The organism is Saccharothrix carnea (assembly GCF_003014735.1).
Classification (GTDB): domain Bacteria; phylum Actinomycetota; class Actinomycetes; order Mycobacteriales; family Pseudonocardiaceae; genus Actinosynnema; species Actinosynnema carneum.
This window is the reverse complement of the sequence record NZ_PYAX01000005.1, coordinates 74,962-94,667: the sequence shown is the minus strand read 5'-3', so window position 1 is coordinate 94,667 and position 19,706 is coordinate 74,962. Positions and strand designations below refer to the sequence as shown.

General features: G+C 71.4%; 23 protein-coding genes. 10 read left to right on the top strand and 13 right to left on the bottom strand.

Translation table 11 applies throughout. The features are described from left to right. Positions 1-49: 49 nt before the first annotated feature. The 5 genes from B0I31_RS15265 to B0I31_RS15245 all read right to left on the bottom strand — a co-directional run bounded on the left by B0I31_RS15265 (position 50) and on the right by B0I31_RS15245 (position 3,964). Positions 50-802, bottom strand: a complete 753-nt coding sequence (locus B0I31_RS15265; RefSeq protein WP_106616067.1) for a DedA family protein — start codon at positions 800-802, stop codon at positions 50-52. Positions 803-812: 10 nt separating this feature from the next. Beyond that, positions 813-998 (bottom strand): hypothetical protein, encoded by a 186-nt coding sequence (locus B0I31_RS15260; protein ID WP_106616066.1) that lies wholly within the window; start codon positions 996-998, stop codon positions 813-815. Between the two features lie 4 nt (positions 999-1,002). Further along, the gene (gene nagA / locus B0I31_RS15255) at positions 1,003-2,160 is read right to left on the bottom strand and encodes an N-acetylglucosamine-6-phosphate deacetylase (protein ID WP_106616065.1); all 1,158 of its coding nucleotides are present in this window, start codon (positions 2,158-2,160) and stop codon (positions 1,003-1,005) included. Further along, positions 2,157-3,062, bottom strand: coding sequence for an ROK family protein (locus B0I31_RS15250; RefSeq protein WP_281262297.1), 906 nt, complete (start codon positions 3,060-3,062; stop codon positions 2,157-2,159). Before B0I31_RS15250 ends, nagA begins: the two co-directional genes overlap by 4 nt. 323 nt (positions 3,063-3,385) lie before the next feature. Then, positions 3,386-3,964, bottom strand: coding sequence for a SigE family RNA polymerase sigma factor (locus B0I31_RS15245; protein ID WP_073886200.1), 579 nt, complete (start codon positions 3,962-3,964; stop codon positions 3,386-3,388). A 66-nt stretch (positions 3,965-4,030) separates the two neighbouring features. Between B0I31_RS15245 and B0I31_RS15240 the strand changes: the two genes are divergently transcribed. Further along, the gene (locus B0I31_RS15240; RefSeq protein ID WP_106616063.1) at positions 4,031-4,309 is read left to right on the top strand and encodes a YciI family protein; all 279 of its coding nucleotides are present in this window, start codon (positions 4,031-4,033) and stop codon (positions 4,307-4,309) included. Positions 4,310-4,313: 4 nt separating this feature from the next. Here the strand turns inward: B0I31_RS15240 and B0I31_RS15235 are convergent, their stop codons facing one another. Both B0I31_RS15235 and B0I31_RS15230 read right to left on the bottom strand, forming a co-directional pair. Beyond that, the gene (locus B0I31_RS15235; RefSeq protein WP_245949940.1) at positions 4,314-5,168 is read right to left on the bottom strand and encodes an SDR family oxidoreductase; all 855 of its coding nucleotides are present in this window, start codon (positions 5,166-5,168) and stop codon (positions 4,314-4,316) included. A 72-nt stretch (positions 5,169-5,240) separates the two neighbouring features. After that, positions 5,241-6,173: an aldo/keto reductase gene (locus tag B0I31_RS15230; RefSeq protein ID WP_106616061.1), complete on the bottom strand. Its 933-nt coding sequence runs from the start codon at positions 6,171-6,173 to the stop codon at positions 5,241-5,243. A 109-nt stretch (positions 6,174-6,282) separates the two neighbouring features. On the opposite strand from B0I31_RS15230, the gene B0I31_RS15225 reads away from it, so the two are divergent. Beyond that, positions 6,283-7,140, top strand: a complete 858-nt coding sequence (locus B0I31_RS15225; RefSeq protein WP_106616060.1) for a TIGR03620 family F420-dependent LLM class oxidoreductase — start codon at positions 6,283-6,285, stop codon at positions 7,138-7,140. Here the strand turns inward: B0I31_RS15225 and B0I31_RS15220 are convergent. Next, the gene (locus B0I31_RS15220) at positions 7,127-7,414 is read right to left on the bottom strand and encodes a DUF427 domain-containing protein (RefSeq protein WP_106616059.1); all 288 of its coding nucleotides are present in this window, start codon (positions 7,412-7,414) and stop codon (positions 7,127-7,129) included. The genes B0I31_RS15225 and B0I31_RS15220 overlap by 14 nt on opposite strands. 94 nt (positions 7,415-7,508) lie before the next feature. Here B0I31_RS15220 and fbaA point away from each other — a divergent pair, with 94 nt between their 5' ends. Continuing rightward, positions 7,509-8,543, top strand: coding sequence for a class II fructose-bisphosphate aldolase (gene fbaA, locus B0I31_RS15215; protein WP_106616058.1), 1,035 nt, complete (start codon positions 7,509-7,511; stop codon positions 8,541-8,543). Between the two features lie 81 nt (positions 8,544-8,624). Here the strand turns inward: fbaA and B0I31_RS15210 are convergent, their stop codons facing one another. Both B0I31_RS15210 and B0I31_RS15205 read right to left on the bottom strand, forming a co-directional pair. Next, a complete protein-coding gene (locus B0I31_RS15210; RefSeq protein ID WP_106616057.1) occupies positions 8,625-9,791 on the bottom strand; it encodes a serine hydrolase domain-containing protein in 1,167 nt (388 codons plus the stop codon). A 64-nt stretch (positions 9,792-9,855) separates the two neighbouring features. Beyond that, positions 9,856-10,971, bottom strand: a complete 1,116-nt coding sequence (locus B0I31_RS15205; protein WP_245950023.1) for a hypothetical protein — start codon at positions 10,969-10,971, stop codon at positions 9,856-9,858. A 292-nt stretch (positions 10,972-11,263) separates the two neighbouring features. Here B0I31_RS15205 and B0I31_RS15200 point away from each other — a divergent pair, with 292 nt between their 5' ends. Together B0I31_RS15200 and B0I31_RS15195 are read left to right on the top strand one after the other, a co-directional pair. Next, positions 11,264-11,671, top strand: coding sequence for a DUF3151 domain-containing protein (locus B0I31_RS15200; protein WP_106616055.1), 408 nt, complete (start codon positions 11,264-11,266; stop codon positions 11,669-11,671). 4 nt (positions 11,672-11,675) lie between these two features. Further along, on the top strand, positions 11,676-12,752 hold the full coding sequence (locus B0I31_RS15195; protein WP_106616054.1) for an FUSC family protein: 1,077 nt from the start codon (positions 11,676-11,678) through the stop codon (positions 12,750-12,752). Between the two features lie 41 nt (positions 12,753-12,793). Here the strand turns inward: B0I31_RS15195 and B0I31_RS15190 are convergent, their stop codons facing one another. From B0I31_RS15190 to B0I31_RS15180, 3 genes are all read right to left on the bottom strand, one after another. Beyond that, the gene (locus B0I31_RS15190) at positions 12,794-13,045 is read right to left on the bottom strand and encodes a hypothetical protein (RefSeq protein ID WP_106616053.1); all 252 of its coding nucleotides are present in this window, start codon (positions 13,043-13,045) and stop codon (positions 12,794-12,796) included. A gap of 6 nt (positions 13,046-13,051) precedes the next feature. After that, positions 13,052-13,711 (bottom strand): HNH endonuclease family protein, encoded by a 660-nt coding sequence (locus B0I31_RS15185; RefSeq protein WP_106616052.1) that lies wholly within the window; start codon positions 13,709-13,711, stop codon positions 13,052-13,054. A gap of 111 nt (positions 13,712-13,822) precedes the next feature. Continuing rightward, positions 13,823-14,497, bottom strand: a complete 675-nt coding sequence (locus tag B0I31_RS15180; RefSeq protein ID WP_425444364.1) for a diacylglycerol kinase family protein — start codon at positions 14,495-14,497, stop codon at positions 13,823-13,825. A gap of 88 nt (positions 14,498-14,585) precedes the next feature. On the opposite strand from B0I31_RS15180, the gene B0I31_RS15175 reads away from it, so the two are divergent. The 5 genes from B0I31_RS15175 to B0I31_RS15155 all read left to right on the top strand — a co-directional run bounded on the left by B0I31_RS15175 (position 14,586) and on the right by B0I31_RS15155 (position 19,684). After that, positions 14,586-15,872 carry an adenylosuccinate synthase gene (locus B0I31_RS15175; protein ID WP_106616051.1) on the top strand — a complete coding sequence of 429 codons (1,287 nt, stop codon included), beginning with the start codon at positions 14,586-14,588 and terminating at the stop codon, positions 15,870-15,872. Between the two features lie 153 nt (positions 15,873-16,025). Continuing rightward, entirely contained in the window at positions 16,026-16,850 is an 825-nt protein-coding gene (locus tag B0I31_RS15170; protein ID WP_106616050.1) for an ABC transporter permease, read from the top strand. Then, a complete protein-coding gene (locus B0I31_RS15165; RefSeq protein ID WP_106616049.1) occupies positions 16,835-17,551 on the top strand; it encodes an ABC transporter ATP-binding protein in 717 nt (238 codons plus the stop codon). Before B0I31_RS15170 ends, B0I31_RS15165 begins: the two co-directional genes overlap by 16 nt. Next, positions 17,535-18,485 (top strand): ABC transporter substrate-binding protein, encoded by a 951-nt coding sequence (locus B0I31_RS15160; RefSeq protein WP_106616048.1) that lies wholly within the window; start codon positions 17,535-17,537, stop codon positions 18,483-18,485. The genes B0I31_RS15165 and B0I31_RS15160 overlap by 17 nt, the downstream gene beginning before the upstream one ends. Further along, entirely contained in the window at positions 18,482-19,684 is a 1,203-nt protein-coding gene (locus B0I31_RS15155) for an LLM class flavin-dependent oxidoreductase (RefSeq protein WP_106616047.1), read from the top strand. The genes B0I31_RS15160 and B0I31_RS15155 overlap by 4 nt, the downstream gene beginning before the upstream one ends. Positions 19,685-19,706: the final 22 nt, after the last annotated feature.

Genomic DNA, 19,706 nt, shown 5'->3' with positions numbered 1-19,706 from the left:
TCGGCCGGAGAGCTCGGTGTCCGGTCCGGCGAGCGACGTCGGAGGTGGCTCAGTCGACGCGGCGGATCTGCTGGGTCTCGTCCAGCCGGTCGTCCACCAGGTCGATGACCTCGGTGATGTCGGCCGCCTCCTGCGCGAGCAGCGACTTCTTCTCCCGCCGCGCCTTGATGACCTCGATGATGATCGGGACGACCGAGATCAGCACGATCAGGATCAGGATCATCTCGAGGTTGTCGCGCACGAACTGGATCTGGCCGAGGAAGTAGCCCAGCACCGTCAGGCCCGCGGCCCACGCGATGCCGCCGATCAGCGAGTACGTGAAGTACTTGCGCGGGTCCATCCGGCCCACGCCCGCCATGGCGGTGATGAACGTCCGCACGATCGGCACGAACCGGGCCATCACGATCGCGCGCGCGCCGTACTTGTCGAAGAACTCGTGCGTCTTGTCGACGTACTCCTTCTTGAAGATCTTCGACTCGGGCTTGTTGAACAGCGCCGGTCCGGCCCGGTGGCCGATCCAGTAACCGACCACGTTGCCCGCGAGCGCGCACGCCGTCAGCAGCAGGCACACCAGCCACAGCGGGTAGTCCAGCAGCCCCGAGGCCACGAACAGGCCCGCGGTGAACAGCAACGAGTCGCCGGGCAGGAAGAACCCCACCAGCAGGCCGCACTCCGCGAAGACGATGAAGCACAGCCCGACCAGCATGTACGGCCCGAGTCCTTGGAGCAGGATTTGCGGGTCGAGCCAATCGGGACCAAGGGCAACCGTGGAAGAGGTGAGCGCGACCGTCACGGCGACCACGGTACAGGCACTACCTGAGCGTCATGACCGCCACGACCGTGCCCGCGGCCAACCCGAGCAGCACGGCGAGCAGCAGCACCCACCCGGCCCCCAACGAGGGGCGGGGCGGACGCACCCGGACGGCCGGGTGCGCACCGGAGCTGGTGGCCTGAGCGCGCAACGCGTCGGCCACCAGCTTCTCGTGGTCTTCGGGCACGGGCTCAGTCTTTCACCCAGGCCCCCCGGCTCATCACCCTGCGCGGTCGCAGCTCCGAGTCCAGCACCACGACGTCGGCCGCCAGACCGGCGCGCAGCTCACCCGTGCGGTCCTGGAGCCCGAGCAGCCGGGCGGGACGGGTCGAGGTGGCGTGCACGGCCTCCTCGACGGTCAGGCCGCACGACTGCACCGCGTTGCGGAACGCGGCGTCCATCGTCAGCGTGCTGCCCGCCAGGGACGCGCCGCCGGCGAGGGTCGGCACACCGTCCACCACCCGCACCTCGAGGCCGCCCACGTCGTAGACGCCGTCGCCGACGCCCGCCGCCGCGATCGCGTCGGTGACCAGCACGGTCCGGCCCGTGCCCGCGTGCCGCGCGGCGAGGCGGACGGCGGTCGGGTGCAGGTGCACCAGGTCGCAGATCAGCTCGACGGTGACGCGCTCGTCGTCCAGCAGCGCGCCGATCGGGCCCGGCTCGCGGTGGTGCAGGGGCCGCATCCCGTTGAACAGGTGCGTGGCGACCGTCGCGCCCGCCTCGACCGCCGGGCGGATCTGCGCCTCGGTCGCGTCGGTGTGGCCGATCGCGGCCAGGACATCGTTGTCGACGAGGTGGCGCACCGCGTCCACGCCGTGCTCCAGCTCGGGCGCCACGGTGATCATGCGCACCGCGCCGCCGCCCGCGTCCAGCAGCTTGTCGATCGACGCGCGGTCGGGCGGGCAGAGGATGGCCGGGTCGTGCGCGCCGCACCGCGCGGCGGACAGGAACGGGCCCTCCAGGTGGATGCCCGCGAGCACGTCGTCCCGCACCAGCTCGGTCAGCGCCTTGACCTGGTCGGCCAGCTCCGGGATCGGCCGCGACACCAGGCTGGCCAGCAGCGTGGTGGTGCCGTGCCTGCGGTGCGCGTTCGCCGCCTTGAGCACCCGGGCCGGGTCGGCGCTGGTGAACGCCTCGCCACCGCCGCCGTGGCAGTGGATGTCGACGAAGCCCGGCACCAGCCAGCCGCCGGCCACGTCCGTCGTCGGCCCGTCTGGTGGCGCCCCCCGGCCGACAGCCGCGATGAGGCCGTCCCGCACCGCCACCCACCCCTGTTCGAGCACCCCGTCCGGCGTGACGACCCGACCACCGGTCAGGGTCACGTCCACGGGTCCACCCCACGTGCTCATCTGTCCTCCAGCATGTCGATGGCCAGCAGCGCGGCCCCGAGGCACCCGGCCTCGTCGCCCAACGCCGCCAGCCGCAGTTCCGGGCGTCGGTGGAACGCGATCAGCTCGTCCAGCCGTCCGCCCAGCGGATCCGTCAGCTTCGGACCCGCCAGCGCCAGGCCACCCCCCAGCACCACGGCCTGCGGTCCCAGCAGTGCGGCTATCAGCAGGATGCCCTTGGCGAGCGCGTCGACGGCCTCCCGCCACACCGCCGCCGCGTCGGCGTCACCCTCCGTGAGCAGTCTCGCCACGTCGGCCGCGCCGTTGACCTGGCGGTTCGTCCGCTGCACGTAGCGGCGGGCGATCGCGGCACTGCTCGCCCGCGCCTCGACGCAACCCGTCTGGCCGCAACCGCACGGGTCGCCGTGGCCGACGTCCACGTGCCCGATCTCGCCCGGGGCGGACGACACCCGGCCGTCCAGGACGAGGGCGGCGGCGATGCCGGTGCCGATCGGCATGATCACCGCGCTGGTGAGGTCGCGGGCGTTGCCCTGGCGGAGTTCGGCCAGGCCACCGGCGCGCACGTCGTGGCCGAACGCGGCGGGCAGTCCGGTGGCCGCCGCGATCTCGGTGCGGAACGGGTAGTCGTCCCAGCCGAGGTTGGCCGAGTAGACGCCGGTGCCGGTCGCCTCGTCCACGATGCCCGGCACGACCAGCCCGACCGCCTCGACCGGGTGCTCGGAGGCGGCGCGCAGTTCGTCGACCAGCGAGGCCACGTCCTCGACCACCGCGTCACCGCCGGGCCGGGTCGTCCGGCGCCGCTGGGCCACCGCTCGCACCCCTCCGGGGCTGCCCGCGACCAGCGCGGCCTTCATCCCGGTCCCGCCGACGTCGACGGCTATCACGTGTCTTGTGCGCGCCACGAGGGTCGATACTGCGGCATCCGACCGCCATTGGTCTATACCAAGTGTCCGATTGGCTCAGTCCGGTGCGGCCGGGAGCCCTTCGTGGGCCGTCGCGAGTTGTCCACAGGTCGCGCTCGACGGGCCGGTTCTGTCGGTGCGTGGTGGCAGGATCAAGAACAGGGATCCCCTGGGCGGGGACCCCTGCGGAGCTTCGTCGTGTGGTAGGACTCCGCCCACCGCGACCCGACCCGGCCGCGCAAGGTCCACGGCCGGCTCAACCTCGGCCACTCCTATCCGCACTACGCCGTGGACGACCACTCCCGGCTGACAGGACAGGAGGCCTAGTTGCCGGCCATGATCTTCTGCAGGGCGTCCAGCGCACGGCTCGCGGTGCTCTTCACCGTGCCCTTGCTGATGCCGGTGGCCTCGGCGATCTCGGCTTCCGACAGGTCGCCGTAGTACCGCAGCACGAGCACCTCGCGCTGCCGGGGCGGCAGCTGGGACAGGGCCCGGACGACCGCCTGGTGCTCGGCGGTGAGCATGGCGAGGCTCTCCGCCGAACGGGCGTTCGCCACATGCGGCGGGGTGTAGTCGCGGGCGGTCTTGCGGCGGCGCAGCACGCTGCGCGAACCGTTGACGACGGCCGTCCGCAGGTAGCCGACGGCCGCCTGCGCGTCACGCAGGTTGGACCAGTTGCGGTGCAGGCCGGTGAACGCCTCCTGGACCACGTCCTCGGCCGTGGCGGGCTCGTCGACCAGCAGCAGCGCCAGCCGGACCAGCCGCATCCGGTGCTGGCGGTACAGGTCCTCCAGGGTCAGCGGGCCGGTGGGGGCCGGTGCCGCGCCGTCCTGGATCCGCAGGTTCGTCAGCGTGTCCTGCACACGCGCGATGCCGCCGCTGTTCCGATCGGGACCGACCACGGAAAAGACGTTACCTCCTCACCGGGTAGCTTCGGCGCGGCGCTGCACAACGGAGGTGGGCTTTCCATGGCACGGTTCGCGGTCGAGTTGGTGTTCGGGGAGAACCAGGACGAGCGGCTGGCGGTCCGGCCCGCGCACCGCGAGTACCTGGCGACGCTGGTGGAACGGGGTGTGCTGCTCGTGTCCGGCCCCTACACCGACCAGTCCGGCGCCCTGCTGGTCTACGAGGTCGCCGACGAGGCCGAGCTGCGCGAGGTCCTCGCCGCCGACCCGTACACGCCCGCCGGTGTCGTGAAGGAGACGCGCGTGCACGAGTGGCAGGCGTTGATGGGCACCTGGCTGTAGGGCCTCAGCCCTTGGCGGCGGCCGTCCCGCCCGGACCGACCAGGCCGGACAGGTCGTTGGCGGCCATCTCGCGGTCGGCGGCGGGCACCGACTTCGGCGCCTGCCGGTCGACCACCTTCGGCGTGAACGCGCGGAAGAACTTCAGGCCGCCGACCCAGCCGGGCACGTGCACGGCCTTCGACCGCCGGGTGATCGCCCGGACCACCGCCTTGCCCACGTCCGACACCGGGTACTTCTTGCCCGCCAGGCCCGGCATGCCGCTGCGCATCGGACCGAACACCGGGTGCTCGTCGGCGCTGTTGACCATGTCCGTGGAGATCCACGAGAAGTACGCCACGCCGACGTCGACGCCCAGGTGCCGCACCTCGGCGCGCAGGCTGTCCGCGAACGCCTCGCAGCCCGCCTTCGCGGCGGAGTAGGCCGCGTTGCCCGGGATGTGCACGATCGCCGCCAGCGACGACACCACCAGGCAGTAACCCCGGCTCGCGACGAGGTGCGGCAGGCACGTGCGGACCGTGCGCCACACCCCGAGCAGGTTGACCTCGATGACCCGTTCGAAGGCGGCGGGGTCCATCGACCGGACGAACCCGGTGGCGGCGATCCCGGCGTTGGCCACCACCACGTCGATGCCCCCGTAGTGGTCGACCACGCCGTTCACCGCGGTCTCCAACGCCTGCCAGTCGGTGACGTCGGCCTCCCACGCCTTGCCGCCGCACTGCTCGGCCACCTGCCGCAGCTGGTCGCCCTCCAGGCCGACCAGGGCGAGCTTCGCGCCCTTCGCGGCCAACCGCCGCGCCACCTCGGCGCCGATACCCCTGGCCGCGCCAGTGATCAGGACAACCTTGCCCGCAACGTCCACGGTGACCTCCTCAGCCGCTCCAACCGGGGAGGTCACCGTAACGCAACTTACCGCCAGTAAGCTACTGGTGAGTTAAACCGAGCTGGCCGTGGTCAGCGCCGCCACCTCGTCCGCCTTCAGCTCCAGGTGCAGGGCGGGCAGCAGGTCGGCGAGCTGGTCGGTGGTGCGGGCCGACGCGATCGGCGCGGCCACCGTGGGCTGCTCGGCCAGCCACGCCAGGGCGACCGCCGCCTGGGTGGTGTCGTGGCCGAGGGCCACCTCGTCCAACGCCGCCAGCACGCGCAGGCCGCGCTCGTCGAGGTACTTCGACGCGGCGGCGGCCCGCGCGCTCTCCACCGCCACGCCTGGCCGGTACTTGCCGGTCAGGAACCCCTTCGCCAGACCCCAGTACGGCGCGGACGCCAGCCCGTGGTCGGCCACCGCGCGGGACAGCTCGCCCTCGTAGGAGCGGTCCACCAGGTTGTACGCCTGCTGGAGGGCGACGAACCCGGCGAAACCCTCGCGCTGGGACACGGCGAGCGCGGACGTGAGCCGCTCGGCGGTGTAGTTCGACGCGGCGACGTACCGGACCTTGCCGGCGCGGACCAGGCGGTCGAACGCGGCCAGCGTCTCCTCCTGCGGCGTGCCCAGGTCGTCCTTGTGCGCGTAGTACAGGTCGATGTGGTCCACGCCCAGGCGGCGCAGGGAGTCCTCGGCGGCGCGCTCGATCGTGTCGGCCTTGAGGTTGTCCAGGCCGCTCAGCATGCCGACCTTGGTCGCGACCACGACCGCGTCCCGGTCGCCGCGGCGGCGCAGCCACCTGCCGATGATCGTCTCCGACTCGCCGCCGACGTGCCCCTCGGCCCACGCCGAGTACGCGTCGGCGGTGTCCACGAAGTTGCCGCCGGCCGCCGCGTAGGCGTCCAGCACGGCGAACGAGGTCTCCTCGTCGGCGGTCCAGCCGAACACGTTGCCACCCAGGCACAGGCGCGACACGTCGAGGTCGCTGGTTCCCAGTTTCGTCATGTCGCGAAGCTAGGCGGGGTGGTCCATTCGTGCCGAATCGAGAAGTCAGGACTAAATGGTGGGCCGACGCGGTTGGCAGTTGTCAGTACCTAGTTCGTGGGGAGACGAAATGACGGTCGAGTTGGGCAGGTACGGCGTGTGGGACCGGGCCGCGCGCTGGGTGGGTCGGGGCGAGGACGCCGCGGAGCTGGAAGAGCTCGGCTTCGGCGCGCTCTGGCTGGGCGGATCCCCCGACGGCAGCGTCATGACCACGGTCTCCGACCTCCTGGACGCCACCGAGAAGATCACCGTGGCCACCGCCGTGATGAACGTCTGGACGACACCGGCGGGCGAGGTCAACGACGGCTACCGGGCGCTGGCCTGGACCGACCGGTTCCTGGTCGGCATCGGCACCGGGAACGGTGAACTCGCGGGTGAGGTGCATCACAGCCCTTACCAGAAGCTGATCCACTACCTGGACGAGCTGGACGTGCCGCGCGACCGCCTGGCGCTGGCCGCGCTCGGCCCGAGGCTGCTCCGGCTCGCCGCCGCCCGGACGAGCGTCGCCCACCCCTACCTGGTGACGCCCGAGTACACGGCACGCGCGCGCGAGACCGTGGGCGCGGGCGTCCTGCTCGCGCCGGAACAGCACGTGGTGCTGGAAGACGACCCCGCACAGGCCCGTGACCTGGGCCGGGAGGCGTTGGCCGGGTACCTGGCGCGCACCGACCACACCCGCAACTGGCTGCGCAACGGGTTCACCGAGGACGACCTGGCGGACGGCGGCAGCGACCGGCTGGTGGATGCCCTGGTGGCGTGGGGACCGGTCGAACGGGTCGCCCGGCGCCTGCGCGAGCACCACGAGGCGGGCGCCGACCACGTGGCGGTGCAGGTGGTCGGCGCCCCCGACGCCCAACAGGCGCTGCGCGACCTCGCGGCCGCGCTCGACGACTGGTCGGACCAGTCCCTCGGTACTAGTTCTCGCTGACCTCGACGCCGTTCCAGAAGGCGACGTGGCCCTTGATGTTGGCCGCGGCGTCCTTCGGTTCGGGGTAGTACCAGGCGGCGTCGGGGTTGTCCTCGCCGTTCACGTGCAGCGTGTAGTAGCTGGCCGTGCCCTTCCAGGGGCAGACCGACGTGGTGTCGGACGGCCTGAGGTACTGGGCGTGCACCGACTCCGCGGGGAAGTAGTGGTTCCCCTCCACCATCTCGGTCTTCTCACTCTCGGCGATGATCTCGCCGTTCCACCGTGCGATCGCCATGACACCACTATGCCGTTGATCGTCTTTCCTCGCCGGGAGGTGGCCGTAGGATGCTGCCGACACCGCGTTCCGGGCACCCGAGGAGGACCCACCGATGCCCATCGCAACCCCCGAGGTCTACGCCGAGATGCTCGACCGCGCGAAGGCGAACGAGTTCGCCTACCCCGCGATCAACGTCACCTCGTCCGAGACCCTCAACGCGGCCCTGCGTGGATTCGCGGAAGCCGAGAGCGACGGGATCATCCAGGTCTCGACCGGTGGTGCCGAGTTCGCCTCGGGCACCAAGGTCAAGGACATGGTGACCGGCGCGGTTGCGCTGGCGGAGTTCGCGCACGTGGTCGCCGAGAAGTACCCGGTGAACATCGCGCTGCACACCGACCACTGCCCGAAGGACAAGCTGGACGGCTACGTCCGGCCGCTCGTCGCGATCAGCCAGGAGCGGGTGGACCGCGGGCTCAACCCGCTGTTCCAGTCGCACATGTGGGACGGCTCGGCCGTGCCGCTGGACGAGAACCTGAAGATCGCGTCGGAGCTGCTCGACCTCACCGCCAAGGCGAAGATCATCCTCGAGATCGAGGTGGGCGTCGTCGGCGGCGAGGAGGACGGCGTCGCGCACGAGATCAACGAGAAGCTCTACACCTCACCCGAGGACTACCTGAAGACGGTGGACGCCCTCGGCGCCGGTGAGAAGGGCCGCTACCTGGTCGCGGCGACGTTCGGCAACGTGCACGGCGTCTACAAGCCGGGCAACGTGAAGCTGCGCCCGGAGATCCTCAAGCAGGGTCAGGACGTGGTGGCCGAGAAGCTGGGCCTGCCGGCCGGCTCCAAGCCGTTCGACCTGGTCTTCCACGGCGGCTCCGGCTCGCTGCTGGAGGAGATCCACGAGGCCCTGACGTACGGCGTGATCAAGATGAACATCGACACGGACACGCAGTACGCGTTCACCCGGCCGATCGTGGGCCACTTCTTCCAGAACTACGACGGCGTGCTGAAGGTGGACGGCGAGGTCGGCAACAAGAAGGCCTACGACCCGCGGTCCTACCTCAAGGCCGCCGAGCAGGGCATGGCCGCCCGCATCGCCCAGGCGTGCGAGCACCTGAAGTCGTCCGGCCGCATGATCGCCGGCTGACCGGCGTCACCGCACGTCGAACGGCCCTCTCCGGGTTCACGGAGAGGGCCGTTCCGCGTTCGGGGGCCTACCTGCCGGTGCCTACTTGCCGTACATCCGGCAGACGGCGGCGTGGAACAGGGCCTGTTCGATCGGGGTGTTCTGCGGGGCGAAGCGCTCCATCCTGGTGGTGAGGACGGCGACGGTCCGGGTGCCGGTGCGGTCGGCGAAGTGGTGCGTGGAGTAGCCCGGCAGGCCGCCGGTGTGGCCCCAGACCGTGCCGCACGGGGTGTCGACCTCCATCACGCCGAGCCCGTAGCGGTCGGTGCCCACGTCCTGCGGGACGGTTTCGAGCATGGTCCGCAGCTGCTCGCGCGGCAGCAGCCGGCCGGAGAACAGGGCGGACTGGAAGCGCTGCCAGTCGCGGGCCGTGGACGTCATGCCGCCGGCCGCCCACGCCGGGCTGACGTCGATCCCGGTGACGTCCACGTGGTCGTGGTGCTCGGGGCCCGCGAAGCCGAGGCCGGGCGGCGTGCCCGGCGGCAGGTGCGGCGCCAGGTGCTCGGCGTCCGGCTCGTACCCGTGGGCGTGCCGGCCGGGGAACGTCGCGTCGGTGGGCAGGCGGGTGTCGGTGAGCCGCAGCGGCCCGGTGATGCGCCGCTCGACCAGCTCGCCGTAGGTCAGGCCGGTCGCGCTCTCCAGGACCATGCCGGCGAGCGTGTAGTTGGTGTTGCTGTAGTCCCAGCGCTCGCCCGGCGCGAACAGCGGCGGGTGCTCGGCGGCGACGGCGACCAGCTCGGCGGGCCGCCAGGCGCGCGGCTGCTGCCCGGTGATCAGGCCGAGCAGCCGCGGGTCGTCGAGGTAGTCGTACAGGCCGCTGGTCTGCTTGAGCAGCATCTCCACCGTGATGGCCCGGCCGTTCGGGACGACACCGGGCAGCCACTCCTCCACCGGGTCCTCCAGCGCGAGGACGCCCTCGGCAACGAGCTGGAGGGCGATCGTCGCGGTGACCGTCTTGGTGTTCGAGGCGACCCGGAACTGGTCGGTGGGCCGCAGCCGGTGGTCGCGGACCGTCCAGCGCGCCTGGCGGGCCAGTTCGGTGACCCGGCGGCCGTCGTCGACCCGGACGATGACGCCCGGCGCGCCGGCCGCCACGAGGTCCTCGGCCAAGCCGGTGAGCCGGTCGGTGGCGGACGCCGTGACGGCTCCGGTGGTCACCAGCGCGGCGGCCAGGACGGCCGCCGTCGTGGTGCGCAGAAGTGTCCGCATGGGACTCCCCCCTCGGTATCGGGCTTGCCCGATCAATCCTCGGGGGGAGCGGGGTCGGGCTGAATCAGGCGGTCACCAGTGATCCTCGGGGGGCCTGCCCCACCTTGAGCCGGTCCGCGGCCAGCCACAGGGCGGTCAGCACGACGAACGTCGCGGCGGCCGACGGGTACAGGATCGGCGGTGCGGCGTCCAGCGCCTGCTGCGCCCAGATCCCGCCGTAGCCCAGGCCCGTGACGGCGGCCGAGCCGAGGACGGCGGTCAGCGGCGCGGGCAGCCTGCCGAGGTGCGCGGCGTCCACGGCCAGGCCGATGAGCAGCAGGAACACCGGCACGGTGGACAGCGGGAAGTCGGCGACGCCGAGCAGCGGCCAGATCAGCAGCCGGTAGGCGACGTAGGCGCCCGCCACCGCGGTCGCGGCCCACGCGGTGCCGATCGTGCGCCGGGCGATGACCAGCACGACGGCCGCCGCGACCAGGCCCCACACCGGGTAGACCCAGTCGGCGATGGGCAGCGAGAACTGCACGATCGACTCGCGGTCGACCGGTCGGCCGATCTGGTCGGCGGCGAACTGCAGCAGGCTCGGCTCGGCGTACGGGTCGCCGCGGTCCCAGGAGGCGATCTCCAGCACCCCGTACTCCTGGTGCTGGTTGGGGAACCACATGTTCTCCAGGAAGAAGAACCACAGCCCGGCCAGTCCGAACCGCCGCCACCGGCCACCGGCGGGGTAGAGCTTGAGCCAGCCCCGGACCGCGCCCGCCAGCATGATCGCGGTGCCCAGGTAGAGCAGGGCGTGCGACCCGCTCCACGACGTGATGTCCAGGCCGTTGATCCGGTGGTTGATCAGGTCGATGGGCAGCGCGACCAGGAAGACGCCGGTGCCCCACTGCATCAGCCGCAGCGCGGTCTTGTCCGCGCCGTAGCCGGTGTAGGTGTGGAACAGCGTCAAGCCGACCACGATCACCGTGCCCAGGGTGTTGATCAGGTGCGGTGGCGCCAGTTCGTCGCGCAGCCACTTGAAGTGCCAGGCCACGTCCCACGAGGAGCCGATCAGCTTGAGCAGCAGACCGACCAGCCAGAGCTTGTAGAGCCCGACGACGAGCGCCGGAGGCGTCTCACGCCCCGGCTCGCCGCGCTCCCAGTACTGGTCGCGGAAGCGCGCGACGCGGTTGGTTACCCCCATGTTCACCCGCCCATGATGCGTCCCGGTGGGGGTGGCTGGAAGGGCGCCCCGCCCTGGTATTTCCCGGACTTTCCCCTAGGGGGTCGCCTGACCAGCGTTTTCCGGGCTCGACTCATGCTAACAGGTGATCGGCGTTGCTCTGAATGGCCCTGACGGGAAAGGTGCGCCCCTGAGAGTTCACTGAGAACGAGGAGCGCTTTCATGGGCAAGAAGGTCGTGGCCGGCGTCATCGTGACCGCGCTGGTGCTGGCTCTGGTCGCTGCGGTGGCCCGGGTCTTCCTAAGCTGACGCCATGGAGAACCTGCTCGGTCCCGAACCCACGTTGCTGCCGGACCGCCCGGAGGCGCAGGCCGCCGCCGAGGCCGGCACCGACCCGGCCAAGATCGTCCGCGCGTACCCCGACTTCAGCGAGGCGTGGGCGCTGCTCGCCGAGCGGGCGTTGCAGACCGGCGACCCCGTCGCCGGCTACGCGTACGCCCGCACCGGCTACCACCGGGGCCTCGACCAGCTGCGCCGCTCGGGGTGGAAGGGCCACGGCCCGGTGCCCTGGTCGCACCGCGGCAACCAGGGCTTCCTGCGCGCGTTGGCGGCCCTGGCGCGGGCCGCCGACGAGATCGGGGAGACCGAGGAGTACGAGCGCTGCAAGAAGTTCCTCGCCGACAGCGACCCGGCGGCGCCCGCCGCACTCGGCTTGAGCTGAGCGCGTGGGAGCCGTGCGCGACGAGGTGGCGCGCAGGCTGAAGCGGTGGCAGAGCACGGCCTTGCCGATCGGCCAGGCCGCGCTCGCCGCCGGCCTGTCCTGGCTGGTCGCCACCGAGGTGGTCGGCCACGCGCACCCGTTCTTCGCACCGATCGCCGCCGTCGTCTGCCTCGGGGTGTCGCTGGGGCAGCGGCTGCGGCGCGTGGTGGAGCTGGTCGTCGGCGTGTCCGTGGGCGTGGGCGTCGGTGACGTGCTGATCTCGCTGATCGGCTCCGGGCCGTGGCAGATCGCGCTGGTGGTGGCGTTGGCCATGTCCACGGCCGTGCTGCTGGACGGTGGCGCGGTGATCGCGCTGCAGTCCGGCTCGTCGGCGGTGCTGGTGGCCACGCTGCTGCCGCCCAGCGCCGGTGGCGGGCTGGACCGGATGGTGGACGCGCTGGTCGGCGGCCTGGTGGGGCTGGCCGTGACGGCGTTGCTGCCGGCGAACCCGCTGACCGTGGCGCACCGGCAGGCGAAGGTCGTGCTCGACGAGCTGACCGAGGCGTTGCGCGGGGTGGCGACGGCGGTGTCCGAGCGGGACGCCGTGCAGGCCGCCGGGGTGTTGGCGCGGTTGCGCGGCAGCCAGGAGGCGCTGGACGAGTTCGCGTCGGCGTTGAAGACCGGCGGTGAGATCGCGACCATCGCGCCGATCCGCTGGCGCAGGCGGCACGAGCTGGGCCGGTACGAGACGGCCGCCACGCCGGTGGACTACGCGCTGCGCAACACCAGGGTGCTGGCGCGGCGGGCGCTGGCGGCGTTGCGGGACGGCGAGCGGATGCCCGACGTGCTGCCGGACGTGCTGCGGCAGTACGCCGACGCGGTGGACGTGCTGCGGGTCGAGCTGGAGCGCGGCGACGAGCCGAAGAAGGCGCGTGCGGCGATCCGTGACGCGGCGGCGTGCGCCACGGCCCAGCACCTGGGCGGCGAGGGGTTCTCCACGAAGGTGGTGCTGGCGCAGGTGCGTTCGGTGGCGGTGGACCTGTTGCAGGCCACGGGCCTCTCGCGGTCCGACGCAGCCGGATCGTTGCCGCCCCTGCGGTGACATGGCCGCTGCTCCGCAGACGGCGGCAACGACTCCAAGAGCTAGCCTTCGGGGCGGTTCAGCACGCCGAGCAGGACGGCGTGCACCGCCTCGTGGTCCTTCTCGTCGGCCAGGTGGCACGACGCGCCGGTGATGGCGTACCACTCCTCGGCGCCCTCGTAGCGCACCAGGGCGCGCAACTCGCCGTTGTCCAGCGTGGTGCGCAGCTCCAGGGCACCGGTCACCACGCCGACTTCGTCGGTCATGACGCCGCCACCGGGTCCGGCCACGAAAGCGGAAGACAGGTCAGCCATCGGTCGTCAGCACCTCCCGAGCATGCTCTGCAGTGCAGACTTCTCCGCCGAGTTCACGCTCAAACCCCACTTGTACTTCGTGCGCGTCCACATCTTGGCGTAGGTGCACCAGTAGGAGCTCAGCGGCGGCTTCCACAGCGCCGGGTCCTGGTCGCCCTTGGCCTGGTTGACGTTGTCGGTGACGGCGATGAGCTGCGGGCCGCTCAAATCGTTGGCGAACGACTGCCGCCGCGAAGTGGTCCACGACGACGCGCCGGAGCGCCACGCCTCGGCCAGCGGCACGATGTGGTCGATGTCCACGTCGGACGCCGCGCTCCAGGTCGCCCCGTCGTACGGGCTGTACCAGCGGCCGGAGGTGGCCGCGCAGCTGGAGTCGGTGACGACGCTCGTGCCGTCGCGCTTGAGCACGGTCTCGCGGGTGTTGCAGGCGCCCGAGACGGTGGTCCAGTGCGGGAACAGGTCCCGCGAGTAGCCGCTGGTCGAGCCTTCGGTGGCCACCCTCAGCGCGCCCAGCTCCGCGAGGGCGGTGCTGGTGCTCGGGATGTTCGGCGGAGCCGCCTGGGCGGGGGTGACCAGGCCGACTGCCAGCACACCAGCCAGGAGCAGGGAAAAAGCCGGAAGTCGCAGGGATGCGGTGAATCGCGCGGCTTTGTTGACCGTTGACATAATTCCGACCTTCCTAGTTGGAAGCTGTCGGAATTACCTTGGGTCAATTCTCCTTCCGTTACAACGCTTTCGAGTGACACCTGAATGGCGGGCGAGAAAATTCCTCAGTCACTACAACCCGCGGACCAGGCGCAAGTCCTCCGTGTGGCGGTACCAGGTCCACTTGCCCATCGGTCGGGGGTGCGCGATGCCGTCGAAGTTGACCTGCACGGGCAGGCAGCCGAGTTGGAACGCGCGCGCCGGCGTGCTGATCACCTTCCGCCCGAACAGGCGCTTGTGGATGACGTGCACGACCAGGCCGAGACCGCGCTCCGGGTCCGGGGTGACTTCCAGCCGGGAGGCCTGACCCCGCAGCACCACCGTGTCGTCCCCGTAGCCGACTCCGCGCACCGGGCCGAGCGAGCCGAGGCCGACGAGCACGCCGCCGACGTCGTCGCGCACGAGCGGCACCCGGTCGGGATCACCCGACAGGGCCAGGTCGAGCGCCCGACCGGGATCGGTCGGCAGGTCCCACAGCCTGGCCACCTCGGAGCGCGGGTCGGCGGGCACGTACCCGATCGGCACGTCGGCCAGCCGTTCGGTGCGCAGCAGTCGCAGCACGACCGCGTTGAGGTCGGCGTCCGTGCCGTGCACGACGAGACGTTTGTCACCCGAATCGGCGAGAACCGCGTCCACCTCGGCCTTTCCGGGCCGTTCCGCCACTCGGCGTACCTCGAAACGGTCACCGTCCGTGATCATTGGCGACTGCGAGTTTCCGCAGGCCAGCACGATTCCGCGCACCTTCATCTCCTGGTCTACCCTCAACAGCCGTCCACTGACGGCTCGGCCGTCGCAGGCATTCGGCTCTTACCCGTCCAACCGCTTGGAGTTTCACATGCCGGCCGTCGTGCTGATCGGTGCCCAGTGGGGCGATGAGGGCAAGGGCAAGGCAACCGACCTGCTCGGTGACCGCGTGCAGTGGGTGGTCCGGTACCAGGGCGGCAACAACGCCGGGCACACCGTGGTGCTGCCCGACGGCCAGAAGTTCGCCCTGCACCTGATCCCCTCCGGCATCCTCACCCCTGGCGTGACCAGCGTCATCGGCAACGGCGTCGTGGTCGACCCCGGCGTGCTGCTCGAGGAGCTGGCAGGCCTGGACGAGCAGGGCGTCGACACCAGCAAGCTGCTCATCTCCGCGGACGCGCACTTGATCATGCCCTACCACGTGGCGATCGATAAGGTCACCGAGCGGTACCTGGGCAAGGCCAAGATCGGCACCACCGGCCGCGGCATCGGCCCGTGCTACCAGGACAAGATCGCCCGCGTCGGCGTGCGCGCCCAGGACCTGCTCGACGAGAAGATCCTGCGGCAGAAGGTGGAAGCCGCCCTGGACTTCAAGAACCAGGTGCTGGTCAAGGTCTACAACCGCAAGGCGCTCGACCCCGAGCAGGTGGTGGACAGCGTGCTGGCGCACGGCACGAAGTTCACCTCCCGGATCGCCGACACCCGCCTGCTGCTCAACCAGGCGCTGGAGCGCGGCGAGACCGTGCTGCTGGAGGGCTCGCAGGGCACCCTGCTCGACGTCGACCACGGCACCTACCCGTTCGTGACCTCGTCCAACCCGACCTCGGGCGGCGCCAGCGCCGGTTCGGGCATCGGGCCGACGAAGATCACCACGGTCATCGGCATCCTCAAGGCGTACACGACGCGGGTGGGCTCGGGGCCGTTCCCGACCGAGCTGAACGACGAGATGGGCGAGCACCTGCGCAAGACCGGCGGCGAGTTCGGCGTCACGACCGGGCGGTCCCGGCGCACCGGCTGGTTCGACGCGGTGATCGCCCGGTACGCGGCGCGGGTCAACGGCATCACCGACTACTTCCTGACCAAGCTGGACGTGCTGTCCGGCCTGGAGAAGGTGCCGGTCTGCGTCGGCTACACGATCGACGGCGAGCGGGTCGACGAGATGCCGATGACGCAGACCGACGTGCACCACGCCGTGCCGGTGTACGAGGAGCTGCCGGGCTGGTTCGAGGACATCAGCCACTGCCGCTCGTACGAGGAGCTGCCCGCGAACGCCCGCGCGTACGTCGAGCACCTGGAGGACATCTCCGGTGCCCGCATGTCCGCGATCGGCGTCGGCCCGGGCCGCGACCAGACCATCGTGCGGCACGAGATCATCTGAGCCCGCACCGAACGAATGCCTCCGGGTCCGAAGCAATCGGGCCCGGAGGCATTTTCATTGTTCGGGACGCGTTGACTTCTCCCGTCCGGATATCAAAACTCTGACTCGCTGATCAGCGCGTCCGAGGTCCCGATGTCCGCTGGGGAGAAATCCGTGTCGATTTCCACCGCGGGTGTTGTCGCGCGTCCGGAATCCGTTGTGCCCGCGCGTGCGCCCGCAGTAAAACAACGCAAGCTGCCCGATCTGCGGCGGTGGTTGAGCCCCATCGGGCTGGTGCTGCTGTGGCAGGCCGCGAGCAGCACCGGCGTGCTGCCGCCGGACAAGCTCGCGTCGCCGGCGACCGTGTTCCGGTCCGCCTACGAGCTGGTCGTGGACGGGCAGCTGGTGGACGCGTTCCTGGTGTCGCTGAGCCGGGTCGCGGTGGGGTTCGTGATCGGCGCGGTCGTCGGCGGCGCGCTCGGCCTGGTGTCCGGGCTGTCGCGCTGGGGCGAACGGCTGCTCGACCCGCCGGTGCAGATGCTGCGCACGTTGCCGCACCTGGGCCTGATCCCGCTGTTCATCCTGTGGTTCGGCATCGGCGAGGAGCCGAAGCTGGCGCTGGTCGCGGCCGGGGTGGCGTTCCCGCTGTACCTGAACCTGCACGCGGGCATCCGGCAGACCGACCCGGCGCTGCTGGAAGCCGCACGGGTGCTCGGCTACACCCGGCTCGACCGGGTCGTGCACGTGGTGCTGCCGTCCGCGGTGCCGCAGACGTTGGTGGGCCTGCGGATCGCGCTCGGCACGGCGTGGCTGTCGCTGATCGTCGGTGAGCAGATCAACGCGGACGCGGGCATCGGCTACCTGATCAACAACGCGCGCGAGTTCCTGCGCACCGACGTCGTCGTGGTGGGCCTGCTGGTCTACGCGCTGCTCGGGCTCAGCACGGACGCCCTGGTGCGCGCGCTGGAGAGGAGGGTGCTGCGGTGGCGGGCGCGGTGAGGATCCGGGGGCTGGTCAAGGACTTCGGGCCGCGCCGGGTGCTGGCCGGGCTGGACCTGGACGTCGCGGAGGGCGAGTTCGTCGCGCTGCTGGGGCGCAGCGGGTGCGGCAAGTCGACGTTGCTGCGGATCCTGGCCGGGCTCGACCCCGACGTCGAGGGGACGTTCACGGTGCCCGAACGGGTGTCCGTCGCGTTCCAGCAACCTCGGCTGCTGCCGTGGCGGCGGGTGTGGCGCAACATCTCGCTGGGGCTGCGCGGGGTGGGCCGCCAGAGGGACAAGCACCGTGCGGTGGCTGAACGGGCGTTGGCCGAGGTGCGGTTGGCCGATCACGCCGACGCGTGGCCGTTGACGTTGTCCGGTGGCGAGGCGCAACGCGTGTCGTTGGCGCGGGCGCTGGTGCGCGAGCCGGAGTTGCTGCTGCTGGACGAGCCGTTCGGCGCGCTGGACGCGTTGACCCGGCTCGCCATGCACCACCTGGTGGAGCAGCTCTGGCGGGAGCACCGGCCCGCCGTGCTGTTCGTGACCCACGACGTGGACGAGGCCCTGCTGCTCGCCGACCGCGTCGTGGTGCTGGACGAAGGTCGGATCGTGGCCGAGCACCACGTCGACCTGCCGCGACCGCGGCGCCGCGCGTCCTTCGCGGACCTGCGCGTGGAAGTGCTCTCCGACCTGGGAGTGGACGATGTCGAAGCTGCTTAGCGCGATGGTGGTCGCGGTGCTGGCGCTGTCGGGCTGCGGCACGGCGGAGTCGTCCGATGGGCCGGTGGTGCTCAAGGTGGGCGACCAGAAGGGCGGTTCCAAGGCGCTGCTGACGGCCGCCGGGCTGCTGGACGACTTCCCGTACGAGATCGAGTGGTCGACGTTCACGTCCGGACCGCCGCTGCTGGAGGCCGCGTCGGCGGGCGCGATCGACGTCGGCGGTGTCGGGAACACGCCGCCGATCTTCGCGGCGGCGGCGAACGCGAAGATCGCCGCGGTGTACTCGGCGAAGGGCAGCGTGGAAGGCGACGCGCTGCTGGTGCCCGCCGACTCGCAGCTGCGGTCGGTGCCGGACCTCAAGGGGCGCTCCATCGCCGTGGCCAAGGGCAGTTCGGCGCACGGGCAGGTGCTGCTGACGCTCGCCGCGGCCGGGTTGACGACCAAGGACGTCACGCTGAACTTCCTGCAGCCGTCCGACGCGTACTCGGCGTTCACGCAGAAGCGGGTGGACGCGTGGGCGGTGTGGGACCCCTACACCGCGCAGGCGCAGCTGGAGGCCGGTGCGCGGGTGCTGACCGACGGGCGCGGCAAGTCGAACGGCTACACGTTCCAGGTGGCCGGTCGGGCGGCGTTGGACTCGCCGGGCAAGAGCGCGGCGGTCAAGGAGTTCGTGCAGCGGATCGCGCGCGCCCAGCGGTGGGCCGACACGCACCGCGAGGAGTGGGCCAAGGCGTGGGCCGCGGAGACCGGGCTGAAGATCGAGGTGGCACGGGCGGCCGTGGAGCGCGGCGGTGACCTGCCGGTGAAGCTGGACGACGTGGTCATCGCGTCCGAGCAGGAGCTGGCCGACGCGTTCACCGCGGACGGCGCGTTGCCGGGCAAGGTGGACTTCCGGAAGTTCGTGGACACCCGCTTCCAGGGGGAGCTGTCATGAGCGTGGTGCTGCACTGGTTCCTGCCCACGTCCGGTGACGGCCGGACCGTCGTGGAGCGCTTCCACGCCAACCGGTCGTTGGGCGCGGCGGCGTTGCGCGAGCCGGACGTCGACTACCTGGCGCAGATCGCGCAGGCGGCCGAGCACAACGGGTTCACCGGCGTGCTGACGCCGACCGGCACGTGGTGCGAGGACGCGTGGCTGACCACGGCGGCGTTGCTCGCGCGGACGTCGACGTTGAAGTTCCTGGTGGCGTTCCGGCCGGGGGTGATCTCGCCGACGCTGGCCGCCCAGATGGCCGCGACCTACCAGCGGATCTCGCGCGGGCGGCTGCTGCTGAACGTGGTGACCGGAGGGGACGAGGTGGAGCAGCGCCGGTTCGGCGACTGGCTCGACCACGACCAGCGGTACGCGCGGACCGACGAGTTCCTGCACGTGGTCCGCGCGGTGTGGTCGGGGCGGCCGGTGGACTTCGCCGGCTCGCACTACCGGGTGTCGGGCGCGACGGTGCTGGCCGCGCCGGACCCCGTGCCGCCGATCTACTTCGGCGGTTCGTCCGACGCCGCACTGCCCGTCGCGGCCCGGCGGGCGGACGTGTACCTGACGTGGGGCGAGCCGCCGGCGCAGGTGGCGGAGAAGATCGGGCGGGTGCGCGAGTTGGCCGGTGACCGGCCGATCCGGTTCGGCGTGCGGCTGCACACGATCAGCCGTGACACGTCGGCCGAGGCGTGGCGGGAGGCGGAGAAGCTGCTGGAGGCGCTGGACCCCGCGCAGGTGGCCAGGGCGCAGGAGCAGCTGCGGGCGTCGCAGTCCGTGGGGCAGCAGCGGATGGTGGCGCTGCACGGCGGCGACCTGAGCCGGGGCGTGCGCGGCCTGGAGGTCCACCCCGGGCTGTGGGCGGGCATCGGCTTGGTGCGCGGCGGCGCGGGCACGGCGCTGGTCGGCAGCCACTCGGAGGTGGCCGACCTGATCGAGGAGTACCACGACCTCGGCGTGGAGGAGTTCGTGCTGTCGGGCTACCCGCACCTGGAGGAGGCCTACTGGTTCGGCGAAGGCGTCCGCCCACTCCTGGCCCGACGCGGCCTGCTCGCCTCGTCGACGCACGTCAACGGGCCGGAATTGTCAGACCCCGCCGGTAGAATCACAGCAAGGGTTCCCCTTGGCGGGGACCCTCGCGAAGCCGTTCACGGGCGGCCGTGAAGCTCGGGGGACGCCCGCACTC

Excerpts from the sequence above, each read along its gene's own strand:
- nagA (WP_106616065.1), bottom strand. The coding sequence starts at position 2,160 with ATGAGCACGTGGGGTGGACCCGTGGACGTGACCCTGACCGGTGGTCGG.
- B0I31_RS15240 (WP_106616063.1), top strand. The coding sequence starts at position 4,031 with ATGGCACGGTTCGCGGTCGAGTTGGTGTTCGGGGAGAACCAGGACGAG.
- B0I31_RS15230 (WP_106616061.1), bottom strand. The coding sequence starts at position 6,173 with ATGACGAAACTGGGAACCAGCGACCTCGACGTGTCGCGCCTGTGCCTG.
- B0I31_RS15225 (WP_106616060.1), top strand. The coding sequence starts at position 6,283 with ATGACGGTCGAGTTGGGCAGGTACGGCGTGTGGGACCGGGCCGCGCGC.
- B0I31_RS15220 (WP_106616059.1), bottom strand. The coding sequence starts at position 7,414 with ATGGCGATCGCACGGTGGAACGGCGAGATCATCGCCGAGAGTGAGAAG.
- fbaA (WP_106616058.1), top strand. The coding sequence starts at position 7,509 with ATGCCCATCGCAACCCCCGAGGTCTACGCCGAGATGCTCGACCGCGCG.
- B0I31_RS15210 (WP_106616057.1), bottom strand. The coding sequence starts at position 9,791 with ATGCGGACACTTCTGCGCACCACGACGGCGGCCGTCCTGGCCGCCGCG.
- B0I31_RS15205 (WP_245950023.1), bottom strand. The coding sequence starts at position 10,971 with ATGGGGGTAACCAACCGCGTCGCGCGCTTCCGCGACCAGTACTGGGAG.
- B0I31_RS15200 (WP_106616055.1), top strand. The coding sequence starts at position 11,264 with ATGGAGAACCTGCTCGGTCCCGAACCCACGTTGCTGCCGGACCGCCCG.
- B0I31_RS15190 (WP_106616053.1), bottom strand. The coding sequence starts at position 13,045 with ATGGCTGACCTGTCTTCCGCTTTCGTGGCCGGACCCGGTGGCGGCGTC.
- B0I31_RS15185 (WP_106616052.1), bottom strand. The coding sequence starts at position 13,711 with ATGTCAACGGTCAACAAAGCCGCGCGATTCACCGCATCCCTGCGACTT.
- B0I31_RS15180 (WP_425444364.1), bottom strand. The coding sequence starts at position 14,497 with ATGAAGGTGCGCGGAATCGTGCTGGCCTGCGGAAACTCGCAGTCGCCA.
- B0I31_RS15175 (WP_106616051.1), top strand. The coding sequence starts at position 14,586 with ATGCCGGCCGTCGTGCTGATCGGTGCCCAGTGGGGCGATGAGGGCAAG.
- B0I31_RS15160 (WP_106616048.1), top strand. The coding sequence starts at position 17,535 with ATGTCGAAGCTGCTTAGCGCGATGGTGGTCGCGGTGCTGGCGCTGTCG.
- B0I31_RS15155 (WP_106616047.1), top strand. The coding sequence starts at position 18,482 with ATGAGCGTGGTGCTGCACTGGTTCCTGCCCACGTCCGGTGACGGCCGG.